The sequence below is a fragment of the Curtobacterium sp. UNCCL17 genome (genome assembly GCF_000686685.1).
Classification (GTDB): Bacteria; Actinomycetota; Actinomycetes; order Actinomycetales; family Microbacteriaceae; genus Curtobacterium; species Curtobacterium flaccumfaciens.
This window is the reverse complement of record NZ_KK366000.1, coordinates 935,515-950,536: the sequence shown is the minus strand read 5'-3', so window position 1 is coordinate 950,536 and position 15,022 is coordinate 935,515. Positions and strand designations below refer to the sequence as shown.

The following is a 15,022-nucleotide window of genomic DNA, read 5'->3' as shown; positions in this document are numbered from 1 at the left end:
GACAAGGGTACGAGGACCGGCGCGTATCCTGGACACTGCTCGATCCAGGGGGTGCATTTGTCGGTCTACCTCGACCACGCCGCGACGACGCCGATCCTGCCGGAGGCGCTCGCCGCCTTCACCGATGCCCTGGGCACCGTCGGCAACCCGTCGTCCATCCACAGCGCCGGTCAGCGCGCCAAGATGCTGCTCGAGGACGGCCGCGCCGCCGTCGCCCGCTCGCTCGACGCCGACCCGGTGGAGGTCGTGTTCACCTCCGGCGGCACCGAGAGCATCAACCTCGCCGTGAAGGGCCTGTTCTGGGCTCGCCAGCGCGACCGCCAGCGGCCCCGCATCGTCGTCCCGGGTGGCGAGCACCACGCCACCGTCGACACCCTGACCTGGCTGGAGACCCACGAGGGCGCCGTCATCGACGTGGTCCCGTTGGACGCGCAGGGTCGCGTCGACCTCGCCGGACTGGAGGCGCGGCTCGCCGACGCCTCGGACGTCGCCCTGGTCACGTTCCTGTGGGCGAACAACGAGGTGGGCACCATCCAGCCCGTGTCACGGATCGTCGAGCTCGCGCACGCCGCCAGCGTGCCCGTGCACAGCGACGCGGTCGCCGCCTACGGGCAGGTGCCGGTGTCGTTCGCCGGGTCCGGCCTCGACGCCCTCAGCGTCTCCGCGCACAAGGTCGGCGGGCCCGTCGGCATCGGTGCGCTCGTGCTCGGACGGAAGGCAACCGTCGAGCCTCTCATCCACGGTGGTGGGCAGCAGCGGCAGGTGCGCAGCGGCACGCAGGACGCCCCGGCGGCTGCGGCATTCGGCGTGGCGGCCGGCGCGGTCGTCGCCGAGCCGATGCCGCACCCGTCGCTCGTCGCCCTGCGGGACCGGCTGATCGCCGGGGTGCATGCGGCCGTGCCGTCGGCGGTGCTGATGGGGGACCCCGTCGACCGGCTGCCGGGCAACGCGCACTTCACGTTCCCCGGGTGCGAGGGCGACTCGCTCCTGTTCCTGCTCGACGCCGCCGGGGTCGCGGTCTCGACCGGGTCGGCGTGCCAGGCCGGCGTGCCCGAGGCGTCGCACGTGCTGCTCGCGATGGGGTTGTCGGAGCAGGACGCCCGTGGTGCGCTCCGGATCACGCTCGGCCACACCACGACCGATGCCGACGTCGACGCGTTCCTGGCGGCGCTGCCGGATGCGGTCGCACGGGCCGGTGCCGCGGGGATGGCGTCGAGGGAGCCGCTGCTCGGGCGGTAGTGGGTGACTCCGGCGCAGTCGATTCGGCTTGCGCCTGGGTGGGACTCCGGCGATCTCGGTTGCGACGCTGACGCTGGTCCCCTTCCAGGGCATACTGCTGCTCGTGGTACTGGGGCCGGACGATGTACACGACGCAGAGGACGTGCGTCGTCCAGCGCGCGTCCGACCGCCGCGGGACGACAACTGGTACCGCTCGACAGAGTGGAACGACGAGATCGCTGCGGCGTTCGAAGCGAAGCTCGCACGTGCGAGATCGTCCAGGCTCGAGTACATCCGCGTCCAGGGGGTGACCCTCGCCCTGCAGGGCGACGCAGACGAGGGCGTCCGCGAGGTCGGTCGGGGGCTGCTCGTCCGGTTCATGGCGGAGATCGAGGCCGTCGGCGGGTCGCAGGCGCGCGTGAACGACGGCGGGGAGGTACTCGCGATGTCACTGGCGTTGTCGGGACGTCTGCGTGACGCCGCTGACGAGTACTGGAGGGTCCTCCGGCGCATCGCCGAGTGCGGCTCCGACTCGTTCACCACCGGCATGTCGGAGGTCCTCCTGGCCGAGGTGCTCCTGCAGCTCGGCGATCCCTCGTCGCTCGCCGAGGCGGACGCACTGCTCGCCGGCGCCGAGGCCTCGATCCGGAGGACGGCGTTCTTCCGAGACCGCGTCGTCCGGTACCTGACAGCTCGGGCCCGCGTTGCGAGCCGGCTCGGAGACCCGGAGTCGGCGTCCGGGCACGCCCACGCCGCACTGACCGTCCTCGGGATCGAGGGCAACCCGTTCCCTCGGCACCCGGGTGTCGGGGTGCCGACCGTTGATGCGGACCTGCGAGCGGAGCTGACGCGCTTGGCGCAGGGGCTCCGGCCCGTGGCGGCTCGGCGACGGCCCTTCCGCTTTCCGTTCCGCAAGGGACGACCGTGACGGCGTGCATCCCGGAACTTCGAACGCCGCACACCCGGGGGGACGGCCACCACGCACGACGTCGAGGGCGGCCCCTGATGGCGAATCCGTTCCGCCGATCTCCGTCCGGCACCGTGACCCCGGCGCCACCTGCACCGCCGTTCACGAGTACGACCTCCTCGTCGCCGAGTGCATCGGGACGACTCGCGAGGCCGTGATGACTGAGCTCGTGACCACTCCGAAACCGCAGGGCAGCGCCGACCTGCGGTGGGAGCGCTGACCGTGGCCACGAGCGGCGGTGAGCATCACCCTCGGAACGGCACCCGGCGGGACAGCCGCTGGGCCGTCCCGATCCGTCGGGTCTTCCCCTGGTGGTACCTCGGCGGTGCGGTGGCGACGCTGGCGATCCTGATCCTGGTCGATCCCGACGGCAGCCAGGCCACGGTGGCGTTCTGGGGGCCGACGATCGGGATCGCGATCCAGGACCGCGAGCGAGCTGCGCGTGCTCGACTGGACCGCGGCCTCCCGGTCGACCGACGGTCGCTCCTGTCGCCTCCGTGGCTCGAACCGACGTGCGCGGTGTTGCTCACCGGCGTGGCCGTGGGACTCGGCATGCTCATCAACGCGCTCTTCGGGCACGGCACGTGCGTCACGACGTGGGTCGGAGCGGGGGTGTTCCTCGGGAGCGCCGCGACCTTGGTCGGTCTCCTGCTGGTCCTGAGGAACCGACGCCGCCGACGGTCGAGCGTTCCGGGCGGCCAGCCGGACGGCGTCAGCTGAGGGCGTGCTCCGAGAGGAACCGCCCGGCTCGTCGGTACTGCACGGCCAGTTGCACGAGCCCGAGCACCACCGTGAACGACGCGACGAGCTCGATCAGCTTGATGGGCAGACTGTCCGTGCTCACCGCTGTCGAGGCGGCGAACAGCATCACGGCGCCGAAGATCGGCAGGATCCCGAGCGTGGCTCGACGGTTCTGCGCGGCGACTGCGACGACGATGTCCGCGTGCTCGTCGTCGATCGGCTCCTTGCCGGCGATCTGACGCCGCACCGACCGCTGCTCCGCGCGGGAGAGCGGGCTGCTCACCGATCGCCAGCGAGTGACGTAGTGACCGGAGCGGAAGGCCCACACGAAACCGACGATGCCGACGACCAGCCCGAGCAGCAACAGCAGGAGCTGGACGAGCAGCTGCACGCCACCGTCGCCACTCGCGTGGTCGCTCCCGGTGCCCGGGGCCAGCACCAGCGCCAGGACCACCCCGACGGCCCACGAGGCCAGGACGAGTGCCCCCACCCACACGAACACGCGCGTCCGGCGGCGGCGGAGCCCGTCGTCGCTCTGGCCGTCGGCGAGCCGGGCGGCGGCTGCCCAACGCTCGGCTCCGGCCGGGTCGGTTACGGGGCTGGTCATCGTTCTGGTCCTGACGTCGAGAGTCTCTCGACTCTACGGGTCGCGGTCTATGCGGGTCGCGCGTGCGACTCCGGAAGCGACTGCCGTCGGATCCGCACGAGGGGATCGCCACCGAGCCGCATCGTTGTGATACTTGGACATGCTCGAGTTGGTGAGACCGCAGGCGGCGTTGTACGAGGCGTGGGCTGAAGCGCATGCCGAGTGGGGGCCGGGCGCGCACGAGGACGGGTTCGGGATCACCACCCACGACGACGTCGGTGACGAGGACGGGTTCCGCGCCTGGGTCGGCCGACTGCACGCCAGACCCGGTGCGCTCTGGTGGATCGTCGAGGACGGACGCGTCCTGGGCGGGATCGCACTCCGGGCACCGGGAGACGCCGCCGGAGTGCAGCGGTTCGGCCACGTCGGGTACGGGATCCGTCCGTCGGCGAGGGGCCGAGGCGTGGCGACCTGGGCGCTGGGCCAGGTGCTCGCGCACGCCTCGCGCGTCGGGATCGACCCGGTGATCGCCGTCTGCCGCGATGACAACGACGGCTCCGTCGGGGTGTTGGAGCACTACGACGCCGTCCTGTTGTCGACCGAGCGCCGCGGGGGCGTGCGGCTGCGGCGGTACGCGATCGCCAGGTCGCACCGGAGGCCCGGGTAGCGAGGGGCGGGCGGTGATCCCCGAGGAACACGTGTCGCCGACTCACGCGAACCCGCGCTCAGTGGATGCCCGGTCGATCCGGTCCTGGTGCCGCTGTCGACGTCCCCGTGACCAGCGGGACGGACCTGCGCCGGGCCTCCAGGTCGGCCTTCCGGATGCGCGCCGGACACGCGGGCGCGCTGGGAGACCGCACCGTCGGCGACGTCGCCGTCAGCGGTCGTCGTCCGTCGGTCTCGGACCGCTCGTCGTGCGCCGCACCACGAGTGACACCGGCACTCGGTGCACGCGCGGCTCCGGGTCTCGCCCCTGCACGCGTTCACCGAGCCACCGTGCCGCCTGGGCCCCGATCGCGAACGTCCCGTTGTCGACCGTGGTGAGCGAGATGTGCCGGATGCTGCCGAGGTAGGTGTCGTCGTACCCGACGAGTGACACGTCGTCCGGGACGACGAGGCCGAGGTCGTCGGCGGCGGACAACGCGCCGATGGCGACGAGGTCGTTGTAGGCCACGAGCGCGGTCGGACGGTCGGCCGTGCCCAGGACTCGTCGGGCCGCCGCGTACCCGCTCTCCTCGCTCATGCCGGCCGGCACCACGACGGCGTCGGCACCGTGGCGGGTCATGGTCGCGCGGAAACCCTGCTCGCGGAGCTCTCCGACGCGCCCCGGGCCGACGAGGTGACCGATCCGGGTGTGTCCGAGCGCGAGGAGGTGCTCGGTCGCGATCGATGCGCCGGCATGGTCGTCGTTCACGACCACGTCGGCGTGCAGGTCGTCAGGCTCGTACGTCCCGGCGAGGACCACCGGGACCTCCTGGACCGCCCGACGGAGGGCGGCGTCGTCCTCTGTGGTGCCGACCACGACGATGCCGTCCACCTGTTGTCGCAGGAGCATGTCCACGGGCGAACCGCCCACGCGCCGTGTGGTCGCCGAGTCGACCAGGATGGGTGCCAGTCCGACGGTGTCGAGTGTCGCGGTGAGGCCGGCGAGCAGGTCGACGAACCAGGGGTTCCGCAGGTCGTTCAGGAGCACTCCGACCGTGCCCGTCCGCTGCTCGCCGAGGCTCCTGGCTGCGCGGTTCGGTCGGTAGCCGAGTTCGTCGACTGCTCGTTGGACGGCCGCCCGACGGGCGTCGCTGACTCCTGGGTCGCCGCGGAGCGCGAGCGAGACCAGCGACTTCGAGACCCCGGCGCGCTCGGCGACGTCCCGGATGGTCGGAGCGTGGTGAGGTCTCGACATGAGAGCAGGCTAGTCCTATTCTGGACCGGTCCAGACTGTTCCAGTGCTGTCCAACGAAGCGAGCGCAGATGCCCCCGAAGATCTCCATGAACGTCACGACGACGTTCCACGGCAACGTCGTCCAGGACGTCCGCCTCGCGAAGGAGGCTGGCTACGGCGGCATCGAGCTGCAGAGCCCGAAGCTCTACCGGTACCTCGACGCCGGGTACGACGTCCAGACACTGCCGCCGCTGCTCGAGGGTCTCGAAGTGACAGGGCTCGGTGCCGTGCTCGACATCGAGCGTCAAGGTGCCGGTCGCGACGACTTCGTCGCGGAGGTCGAGCGCATGTGCGGTGTGGCCACCGCCGTCGGTGCGCCCATCGTGCAGCTGTGCACCGGGCCGGTCGATTCCGCGGTCGTCCGTGACCACCGCGCTGGCCGACTGGCCGATGACGACACCCGGTACCGGGCGACGCTCGGACTCGACGAGGACGCAGCGGTCCGCATCACCGGTGCGAACGTCCGTCTGGCGGCGGACATCGCCGCGGATCACGGGCTCGAGGTCTACCTGGAGCCCCTCGCCTGGGCGCACCTCAACCGATGCCGGCACGCGCTGGACATCATCGAGGAGGCCGGGCGCGACAACGTGGGGATCGCACTCGACACCTGGCACTTCTGGACGACCGGGGACACGCTGGCCGAGGTCCGAGCGCTGCCCGCGTCGGTCATCAAGGCCGTCCACCTGTCGGACGGGTTCGACCTGGACCGCGAGCGGACGGTTCCCGACCAGGCCGTCCACCGGAACGTCGTCATCGGGGGCGGTGCGATCCCGCTGCAGCAGTGGGTCGACGCGATCAAGGCGACCGGGTACGACGGATGGTGGGTCACCGAGATGTTCTCCGACCGGGCGAACGAACAGGATCCCGCCGTCGTCGCACGCACCATGCACGACCTGACCGCGATCCTGGTGGGCTGATCATGACGCAACGCTTCGCACTCGTCGGTGCCGGGTTCATCGGTGCCGTGCATGCCGCGTCCCTCGCAGCGCACCCCGACGTCGACTTCGTGGGGATCCACGACGTCGACCGTGACCGCGCTGCATCGCTGGCGGCACGGCACGGCACGTGGGCGCTCACCCAGGACGAGGCGTTCGACGCGGCGCAGGTCGACGCGGTCTTCGTCGCTTCCTCCACCGACACGCACGCGCAGCACCTGCGCGCTGCCGCCGACGCCGGGATCGCCGTGCTCTGCGAGAAACCCATCGCTGCCGGGTACGCCGACGCGGTCGCGGTGGTGGAGCACGTGCGTGCCAGCGGCGTGCCGGCGATGCTCGACTTCAACCGGCGGTGGGATCGCGACCACGCCGAGTTGCAACGCATCGTCGCCGCGGGGGAGATCGGTGCGGTCGAACTCGTCCAGCTCAGCTCCCGCGGCCCGTCCCTGCCGCCACTCGACTACCTGCGGGTCTCCGGCGGCCAGCTCCGCGACCAGACCGTGCACTTCTTCGACCTCGTGCGGTGGATCACCGGCGAGGACCCGGTGACGGTCGCGGTGGCGGGTTCGGCGCTCGTCGACCCGGCCATCCGCGAGTTCGGCGACGTGGACACGTCGGTCACGACCCTCACGATGCCCTCCGGCGCGCTCGTGCAGATCGACAGCGTGCGGCGCACCGGCTACGGCTACGACGAGCGCATCGAGGTCATGGGGTCGTCCGGACTCGTCGAGTCGCGGCGGAACCACCGCGGGAACGTCGCTCGCTACACCGACGGGCAGATCGTCGCGGACGGACTCCACGACGGCTGGTTCGAGCGCGTGCAGCCCACCTACGCCGCGACGCTCGCCGCCTTCGTCGCGTCGCTCGAGTCCGGATCCGAGCCGCCGGTCTCCCTGGAGGACGGGCTCAGGGCCCAGGCCATCGCCGAGGCAGCCACTCGTGCCCTGTCGTCGGCACGGACGGAGCACATCGACTACTGACCCCGGTCGGCCGAGTCGGACTCGCGCCGGTAGGATCGATGACCATGGTCGAACTGGACTTCACCGAGCAGCTCTCCGCCCTTCGCGAGACCTTCGGCAACATCCGCTCGGTGGTCGACGTCGACCGCCTGCAGCGTGAGATCGCCGACCTCAGCGAGCAGGCCGGGGCCCAGGACCTCTGGGACGACGTCGACCACGCGCAGCAGGTGACGAGCGCGCTCTCGCACCGCCAGTCGGAGCTGAAGAAGATCACCGACACCGAGCAGCGCATCGACGACCTCGAGGTGCTGGTCGAGATGGCGAACGAGGGCGACGACCAGGAGTCCGCCGACGAAGCCCTCGCCGAGCTCAAGGCGATCCAGAAGATGATCGGCGACTTCGAGGTGCAGACGCTCCTCGACGGCGAGTACGACGACCGTCCGGCGGTCATCACGATCCGCGCCGGTGCGGGCGGTGTCGACGCGGCGGACTTCGCCGAGATGCTCCTCCGCATGTACCTCCGGTACGCCGAGCAGCACAACTTCAAGACCGCCGTGATGGACACCTCGTACGCCGAGGAAGCGGGCATCAAGTCCGCGACGTTCGAGATCGACGCCCCGCACGCGTTCGGCACGCTCTCGGTCGAGGCCGGCACCCACCGCCTGGTGCGGATGTCGCCGTTCGGTGCCGCGGGCAAGCGCCAGACGTCCTTCGCCGCGGTCGAGGTCATCCCGCTCATGCCGGAGACCGCCGTCATCGACATCCCCGAGAACGACATCCGCGTCGACGTGTTCCGCTCGTCGGGTCCCGGCGGACAGTCCGTCAACACGACCGACTCGGCGGTGCGGCTGACGCACATCCCGACCGGCACCGTCGTCTCGATGCAGAACGAGAAGTCGCAGATCCAGAACCGTGCGGCCGCCATGCGCGTGCTGCAGTCGCGCCTGCTCCTCCTGAAGAAGGAAGAGGAGAACGCGAAGAAGAAGGAACTCGCCGGCAACATCACGGCGAGCTGGGGCGACCAGATCCGCTCCTACGTCCTGGCGCCGTACCAGATGGTCAAGGACCTCCGGACGGAGCACGAGGTGAACAACCCCTCAGCCGTGTTCGACGGCGATCTGGACGGCTTCATCAACGCGGGCATCCGCTGGCGCAAGCAATCCGCCGCCGAGTAGGGGTTCGTGAGCCGCGCGCCTCGCTTGCTTTCCAAGCGCGGCGACCTACCCTGATCCGGTCATGATCAAATTCGACCAGGTCACCAAGGTCTACTCGGGCAACCCGAGTCCGGCGCTCGACAACCTCACCCTCGAGATCCTCAAGGGCGAGTTCGTGTTCCTCGTGGGCGCGTCCGGTTCCGGCAAGTCCAGCTTCCTGCGCCTCGTGCTCAAGGAGGAGAAGCCCACCAGCGGGCAGATCCACGTGCTCGGGCAGCGCCTCGGGTCCCTGGCATCGCGGAAGGTCCCGTACTTCCGCCGCAACCTCGGCGTGGTCTTCCAGGACTTCCGTCTGCTGCCGAACAAGAACGTGTTCGACAACGTGGCGTTCTCGCTGCAGGTCATCGGCAAGAGCAAGGGCTTCATCAGTGAGGCCGTGACCGACGTGCTGAAGCTCGTCGGGCTCGCCGGCAAGGCCACCCGCATGCCGCACGAACTCTCCGGTGGTGAGCAGCAGCGCGTGGCCATCGCCCGCGCCGTCGTGAACAAGCCGGCGATCCTGCTGGCCGACGAGCCCACCGGAAACCTGGACCCCACCACGTCCGCCGGCATCATGGCGCTCCTCGAACGCATCAACCAGGGAGGCACCACCGTGCTGATGGCGACGCACGACGCCAGCATCGTGAACCAGATGCAGCGGCGGGTCATCGAGCTCTCGAACGGCACCGTCCTGCGCGACGAGCAGTCCGGCGGCTACCAGACCCAGGCCGTCCCGATCCAGCGAGGCACCGTGTCCAACACCACCGGCATCCAGACGATCCCGGGGCTCATCCGATGAGGCTCGGGCTCGTCATGTCCGAGGTCGGCTCGGGCCTGCGACGCAACGCGTCGATGGTCGTCTCCGTCGTCCTCGTGACCTTCATCTCCCTGACCTTCGTCGGCACGGCGATCCTGCTCCAGATGCAGATCAACCAGATGAAGGGGTACTGGTACGACCGGGCGCAGGTCGCCGTCTACCTGTGCACCGACACCGACACCACGGGCAACTGCACCGGCGCGAAGGCCACCGCGGACCAGCGCGAGCAGGTCCAGGCGCAGCTCGACTCGTCGACGCTCAAGCCGTACATCGAGAAGACCTACTACGAGAACCAGGACCAGGCCTTCACCCGGTTCAAGGAGCAGTTCAAGGACTCGGCCGCGACGGAGTTCGTCAAGCCGGAGTACCTGAACGAGACCTTCTGGGTGAACCTGAAGAACCCGTCGCAGGCCGACGTCCTGGTCGAGAGCCTGTCGAAGGTCGCCGGCGTGCAGAGCGTCGTCGACCAACGCGGGTACCTGCAGCCGATCTTCAACCTGCTCAACGCCTCGTCCTACACGGCGATCGGCATCGCGGCGCTCATGCTCGTGGCGGCGGTGCTGCTCATCGCGACGACGATCCGCCTGTCGGCGTTCAGTCGACGGCGAGAGCTCGGCATCATGCGGCTCGTGGGTGCGTCGAACCGGTTCATCCAGACACCGTTCGTGCTCGAGGGGGTGATCGCCGCCGCCATCGGAGCCGTCCTGGCCGGAGGCGCGATCACCGCCGTGGTCTGGTTCTTCGTCCGGAACTTCCTGGCGGAGCGCTTCACCGGAACGGCGTTCATCGGCATGGGCGATGCGGCCATCGTGGTCCCCGCGGTGATCGTGATCGGGGTGCTCCTCGCCGCGGCGTCGGCGTCGATCGCCATCCGCCGGTACCTGAAGGTCTGACGCAGCACCGCATCCGCGAGCGGGCGGCGCGCCGGGAAGGTGCGCCGCCTGCTTCGTGTTGAGTAGTCTGTAGGGCTGCGCGGAACCACCCACGCAGCGCACTGCACCGGTCACCATCGAGAGGAGTCGTCATGGCGAAGGAACGCGGGGAGAAGATCGTCGCAACGAATCGTCGCGCCCGGCACGACTACCTCATCGAGGACACGTACGAAGCGGGCATGGTCCTGTCCGGCACCGAGGTGAAGTCCCTGCGGATGGGTCGGGCGTCCCTGGTCGACGGGTACGCCTACATCGACGGTGGCGAAGCCTGGATCGACGCCGTGCACATCCCGGAGTACACCGAGGGCACGTGGAACAACCACTCGCCCCGACGGAAGCGCAAGCTGCTCCTGCACAAGCAACAGATCGTGAAGATCTCGCACAAGACGGCCCAGGGCGGGTACACCCTCGTGCCCCTGCAGATCTACTTCCACGACGGTCGGGCCAAGATCGAGATCGCCGTCGCGAAGGGCAAGCGCGAGTTCGACAAGCGCCAGGCGCTGCGCGAGAAGACCGACAAGCGTGAGGCCGAGCGGGCCATGCGCACCCGGAACCGCGTCGGCGAGTAGCGCTGACGCACCTCCTCGGCTAGACTGAGGGACTGCTCCGACAGGGGCATTGGCAACTCAACAGCGTGACAGCGGCTCGCACGTCCTGCCCGCATGGGGATGATCGGTTTCGACATTGCCTGTGTGCCGACGGGAAGCGGGCCGAGGACCCACGGTTATCTCGTAAACGATCCGTGGAAAACAACAAGTGCCAATTCCAAGCGCACTGACTTCGCTCTCGCTGCGTAAGCAGCCCAGCACATGAAGTCCGTCGGCCAGGTGACCGTCTTCTAACCTGATCCCGACGTCATCCAGAGGACTTGCTGCACGGTTGCGCCTCAGGGCCGTGCGGGACTTGCACTGAGACTGGGCCCGTCGTCCTAGAAGCCGGTAGCAAAGGACGGGGCCGAGCAGAACGAACTATCCGGATACGCCCGTAGAAGACGTCGAATTGCAGCGATGGACGGGGGTTCGATTCCCCCCATCTCCACCATTCGCCGGACGACGAACCGCTGTCACGCTGCGCCACCTGAACGCCCCGGCACCGTCCCCTGGACAGTGCCGGGGCGTTCGCTGTTCCGCCACGTCCGAGGACTACGCTCCGGAGCAGGCGCGCAGAACACGCTCGCGTCGAACCCGAACGAGAGGTCAGCACGTGGTGCAGGAGATCGCGATCCGTGTCCGTCTGCGGGAGCAGGAACGAGTGGTGCTCAGCGAGTACGAGCGGATCGTGGGCTCCGTCGCCACGGTCGCCGCCCTCGCCGCCTGGCTGCCGAACCCCGACACCCGCCTGGTCGTGCGCGGCCGCGGCGCGGAGCCGGTACGCCTCGAGACCGTCACCTACGGCTCGGTGGTCGAGATGCTCGTCGTGCTCGATCAGCGCTCCGCCGGGGTCCAACGTGCCGCCGCAGCCATCGCCGCGCTCATCGAGTCGGTCCGCCACGAGCACGTCGCCAACGATGTCTCCGGGATCGCCGGGGAACTCGATCGGCTCGACCGCGCCGCACCGCGCGGACGCTCCGCCGTGGAACGTGCCCTGCGCACGTTCCTCGAGGGTGCACGGTCGGACGTCCTCGCGCGCAAGGCGACCACCCGGGTGCGGACCGCGCAGGCCCTGCTCCGGCTCGCCGAGGCGGACGCGGTGCTGACGGTCGAACGGGTCGCCGACGCCCTGGCGCCGGTTCTCGAGGAGCACGCGGTCGACGTCGAGCTGGACACCGGGTCGGCCGTGGTCGTCGAGCCGATCGACGGGGTGGAGTCGCCGGAGACCGGTGCGTCCGGCGACGCCGACGCCGACGATGACGCCTCGCAGGCGGAGCCGGAGGCCGTGTCGGCCGTCCTGCCGCTGCCGACGGGCGCGAGCAGGGCGAAGTCGAAGAAGGACGACGAGAAGAAGAAGAAGTCGAAGAAGGACGACGACAAGAGGAAGTCCAAGAAGGACGACGACAAGAAGAAGAAGTCCAAGAAGGACGACGACAAGAAGAAGAAGTCCAAGAAGGACGACGACAAGAAGAAGAAGAAGTCCGAGAAGTAGCAGGAGCGGCACAGCCGATCTCCGACCGGGGGTCCGTACCCTGGTGCGGTGCCCCCGGTCCCACCCTCGTCGTCCTGGCACGGGCTCGGCCAGTTCCTCAGCCGTAGGGCGAGCGCGCTCGCAGCGGCTGCCGTGGCGCTCGTCACCGCCGTCGGGACGCTGCGGTACCACCAGTTCCACGCCGGTGAGCCGAACCACGTCGTCGCGGTGACCCTCGGGGTCGCCCTGATCGCAGCGGGCTCGGCCGGTGCTGTCGTGCTCCTGGGCCGTCCGGTCCCCGTCGCGGTGCCCCTCGGGCTGGCGCTGCTCGCGGTCGTGCTCGTCGTGGTCGCCCCGAGCGCCGCGTGGAGCGTCGTCCCGCTCGTGGTCCTGCTGCAGACGACCGCGCGGGTCGTGCCGGCCACGCTCGCCAGCGCTGCGGTGATCGTCGTCGCAGCGGTCTCGGTGCCCCGCTTGACCGGGAGCGACGACCCCGGGCTGCTCGTGGGGTGTCTGCTGGCCGGCTCGGTGTTCCTCACCGCGATCGTGGTGTCGCGGGTGGCACTGCACGAGCGGTCGCGAACCGTCCGGCAGCTCGTCGCCACCCGCGCGCGACTCGTTGCCTCTCCGAGCGGCGGGCCGGTGCAATCGAAGCACGCCAGCACGTCGCCGCTGAGCTGCACGACACGGTGGTGCAGTCGGTGGCGGGCGCGCTGTTCCTGACCGAAGCGGCGGAACGGTCCGGGGACGACGCCCTCGCGCAGCAGGCACGCCGTGCACTGCGCAGCGCGGTGGTGGACACCCGCGCGCTGGTTGACGGCCTCGGAGCAGATCACCCGGACGTCGGCGAGTCAGCGAACGGCGCGGCGGACGGGTCGACGGACTCGTTGACGGCCGCCCTCTCCACGGCCGCCGAGCGCGTGGGCGCCCGCTGGTCGGTGGTCGGGGAGCCGCAGACGGTGACGCCGATACGTGCAATGGCCCTGCTGCGGAGCGCGCAGGGGGCGCTCGGCAACGCCGAACGGCACGCCGGCGCTGCGTCGATCTCACTGGAGTTCCGGAACCAGGACGACTCGGTCGCAGTCGTCGTCCGCGACGACGGCCGTGGCTTCGACCCGAGCCGGCCGGTCACGCCCGGGCCGACCGGGGGACACGGCCTGACGATGATGCGCCGGCGACTCGAGGCCGTCGGGGGCACGCTCGACATCCGCTCCGGCCCGGACGGTACGGTGCTGCGGGCGACCGTCCCGTTGGAGGAACCATGACCCGCGTCCTGCTCGTCGACGACCACCCGGTGCTCCGGTCCGGTGTCGCCGCGATCCTCGGGACCTTCCCCGACATCGACGTCGTCGCCTCGACCGGGGATCCGGAAGCCGTGAGCGCCCTGGTCGCCGAGGCGGCTCCGGACGTCGTCGTGCTCGACCTGGGCCTGGGGACGCGGAACGGTGTCGACCTGATCCCCGGACTGGTGCGGACCACTCGCGTGCTCGTGTTCACGGCCACGGCGACCGACGTGTCGATCATGCGGGCGCTCGATGCCGGGGCGATGGGGTACCTGCTCAAGGACGCGACCGCCGAGGAACTCGCCGCCGCGGTCCGGGCCGCGGCCACCGGGACCGCCGTGTACACGCGGGCCGTGGCGGAACGCATGCTCGACCGTGGTCGCCGACCGGACGAGACCCTGACCCCTCGTGAGCTCGACGTGCTCGAACTGCTCGCCGACGGCTCGACGAACCGGCTGATCGCGGGGCGGCTCTTCATGAGCGAGTCGACGGTGAAGACGCACCTGGTGCGGGTGTTCGCGAAGCTCGGTGTCGACGGCCGAGCCGGGGCGGTGGCCGAGGCCACCCGACGGGGCATCATCGCCCTCGACGGCTTGGCGCACCCCGCGCGGTCGCCGGACGGCCCGACGCCGTGACGACGTGACGACGGCGGGGCGACCGATGGTCGTCCCGCCGTCGCCGTGACGGACTCAGCGTCGTCGGAGCACGCCCCGACGTCGCCGGGTCACTTCGTGATCGCGTCGAGCCCGGCCTGCGCGTACTCCTGGTCCGTGGCACCCGACGGGGTGCCTCCGACACCGATGCCGCCGATTGAGGCCTCGCCCGCCTTGACCGGCACGGCCCCGGCGAGGAACAGCGTGCCGGGCAGATCCTTCAGCCCGGCGCTGTCGCCCGTGGCGCGCTTCGCGAGTTCGGACGTCGGCGACCCGAAGGCCGCGGCGGTGTACGCCTTCTGCCGCGAGGCACTGATCGTGTGGGACGCGGCGTTCTCGCCGCGCACGAAGGCCTGCAGCTGACCGTTGCGGTCGACGACCGAGACGCTGACGAAGCCCGCGCCGTCCGCTTCTGCAGCGGCGAGGGCGGCCGAGGCCGCCCGCATGGCTTCGGCGGAGCTCAGCCGCTTGGACTCGACGACGGCATCGCCGGTGACGGCGACGGTGCGGGCGTCCGTGGCGGTGCGGACGTCGGCGGTGGCGCTGTTCGACGAGGTGACGGCTGCACCGGCCGTGATGCCGGTGACGGCGAGGGCTGCGGCGGCAGTGGCGACGAGGGTGCGGGGGAGACGCATGGGGGAGGACCTTCCGTTCGGTGTGGTGGGTCCAGCCTCACGCCGACGGGCGGTGCCACACATCGACCGTCCGGACCGCGGATCCGGACCGAACGGTCGACGG

General features: G+C 70.3%; 17 protein-coding genes and 1 other RNA gene. 15 read left to right on the top strand and 3 right to left on the bottom strand.

What is annotated here, in order from left to right:
* The first annotated feature begins 57 nt into the window (after positions 1–57).
* From BR70_RS0109370 to BR70_RS0109360, 3 genes are all read left to right on the top strand, one after another.
* Entirely contained in the window at positions 58–1,239 is a 1,182-nt protein-coding gene (locus BR70_RS0109370) for a cysteine desulfurase family protein (RefSeq protein WP_027465861.1), read from the top strand.
* A 142-nt stretch (positions 1,240–1,381) separates the two neighbouring features.
* Positions 1,382–2,146, top strand: a complete 765-nt coding sequence (locus BR70_RS0109365; protein ID WP_027465860.1) for a hypothetical protein — start codon at positions 1,382–1,384, stop codon at positions 2,144–2,146.
* Positions 2,147–2,407: 261 nt separating this feature from the next.
* The gene (locus BR70_RS0109360) at positions 2,408–2,905 is read left to right on the top strand and encodes a hypothetical protein (protein WP_155896836.1); all 498 of its coding nucleotides are present in this window, start codon (positions 2,408–2,410) and stop codon (positions 2,903–2,905) included.
* Here BR70_RS0109360 and BR70_RS0109355 read toward each other — a convergent pair.
* Complete coding sequence (locus BR70_RS0109355; RefSeq protein WP_027465858.1) at positions 2,898–3,533, bottom strand: hypothetical protein; 636 nt, start codon at positions 3,531–3,533, stop codon at positions 2,898–2,900. The two genes, BR70_RS0109360 and BR70_RS0109355, sit on opposite strands and share 8 nt — an antisense overlap.
* Positions 3,534–3,684: 151 nt before the next feature.
* Here BR70_RS0109355 and BR70_RS0109350 point away from each other — a divergent pair, with 151 nt between their 5' ends.
* Positions 3,685–4,179: a GNAT family N-acetyltransferase gene (locus BR70_RS0109350; protein ID WP_197019631.1), complete on the top strand. Its 495-nt coding sequence runs from the start codon at positions 3,685–3,687 to the stop codon at positions 4,177–4,179.
* Between the two features lie 210 nt (positions 4,180–4,389).
* Here BR70_RS0109350 and BR70_RS0109345 read toward each other — a convergent pair whose 3' ends face one another.
* Positions 4,390–5,412, bottom strand: coding sequence for a LacI family DNA-binding transcriptional regulator (locus BR70_RS0109345; protein ID WP_027465856.1), 1,023 nt, complete (start codon positions 5,410–5,412; stop codon positions 4,390–4,392).
* 68 nt (positions 5,413–5,480) lie between these two features.
* Here BR70_RS0109345 and BR70_RS0109340 point away from each other — a divergent pair, with 68 nt between their 5' ends.
* The 11 genes from BR70_RS0109340 (at position 5,481) to BR70_RS20285 (ending at position 14,266) form a co-directional block, all read left to right on the top strand.
* A complete protein-coding gene (locus tag BR70_RS0109340) occupies positions 5,481–6,368 on the top strand; it encodes a sugar phosphate isomerase/epimerase family protein (protein WP_027465855.1) in 888 nt (295 codons plus the stop codon).
* A gap of 2 nt (positions 6,369–6,370) precedes the next feature.
* Positions 6,371–7,366 (top strand): Gfo/Idh/MocA family oxidoreductase, encoded by a 996-nt coding sequence (locus BR70_RS0109335; protein WP_027465854.1) that lies wholly within the window; start codon positions 6,371–6,373, stop codon positions 7,364–7,366.
* A 44-nt stretch (positions 7,367–7,410) separates the two neighbouring features.
* Positions 7,411–8,520: a peptide chain release factor 2 gene (prfB, locus tag BR70_RS0109330; protein ID WP_027465853.1), complete on the top strand. Its 1,110-nt coding sequence runs from the start codon at positions 7,411–7,413 to the stop codon at positions 8,518–8,520.
* A gap of 61 nt (positions 8,521–8,581) precedes the next feature.
* Entirely contained in the window at positions 8,582–9,337 is a 756-nt protein-coding gene (gene ftsE, locus BR70_RS20290) for a cell division ATP-binding protein FtsE (RefSeq protein ID WP_017888215.1), read from the top strand.
* On the top strand, positions 9,334–10,248 hold the full coding sequence (gene ftsX / locus BR70_RS0109320; protein WP_027465852.1) for a permease-like cell division protein FtsX: 915 nt from the start codon (positions 9,334–9,336) through the stop codon (positions 10,246–10,248). The genes ftsE and ftsX overlap by 4 nt, the downstream gene beginning before the upstream one ends.
* A gap of 131 nt (positions 10,249–10,379) precedes the next feature.
* A complete protein-coding gene (gene smpB, locus BR70_RS0109315; protein WP_027465851.1) occupies positions 10,380–10,856 on the top strand; it encodes an SsrA-binding protein SmpB in 477 nt (158 codons plus the stop codon).
* Between the two features lie 95 nt (positions 10,857–10,951).
* Positions 10,952–11,328: a transfer-messenger RNA gene (gene ssrA / locus BR70_RS22825) on the top strand.
* A 162-nt stretch (positions 11,329–11,490) separates the two neighbouring features.
* A complete protein-coding gene (locus BR70_RS0109310; RefSeq protein WP_027465850.1) occupies positions 11,491–12,369 on the top strand; it encodes a hypothetical protein in 879 nt (292 codons plus the stop codon).
* A 48-nt stretch (positions 12,370–12,417) separates the two neighbouring features.
* Entirely contained in the window at positions 12,418–13,071 is a 654-nt protein-coding gene (locus BR70_RS23600) for a hypothetical protein (protein ID WP_197019630.1), read from the top strand.
* A complete protein-coding gene (locus tag BR70_RS23595) occupies positions 13,050–13,613 on the top strand; it encodes a sensor histidine kinase (protein WP_231495677.1) in 564 nt (187 codons plus the stop codon). The genes BR70_RS23600 and BR70_RS23595 overlap by 22 nt, the downstream gene beginning before the upstream one ends.
* Positions 13,610–14,266, top strand: a complete 657-nt coding sequence (locus BR70_RS20285) for a response regulator transcription factor (protein WP_051596758.1) — start codon at positions 13,610–13,612, stop codon at positions 14,264–14,266. Before BR70_RS23595 ends, BR70_RS20285 begins: the two co-directional genes overlap by 4 nt.
* Before the next feature lie 89 nt (positions 14,267–14,355).
* Here the strand turns inward: BR70_RS20285 and BR70_RS0109290 are convergent, their stop codons facing one another.
* On the bottom strand, positions 14,356–14,919 hold the full coding sequence (locus BR70_RS0109290) for a GlcG/HbpS family heme-binding protein (RefSeq protein ID WP_027465847.1): 564 nt from the start codon (positions 14,917–14,919) through the stop codon (positions 14,356–14,358).
* Between the last annotated feature and the right edge of the window lie 103 nt (positions 14,920–15,022).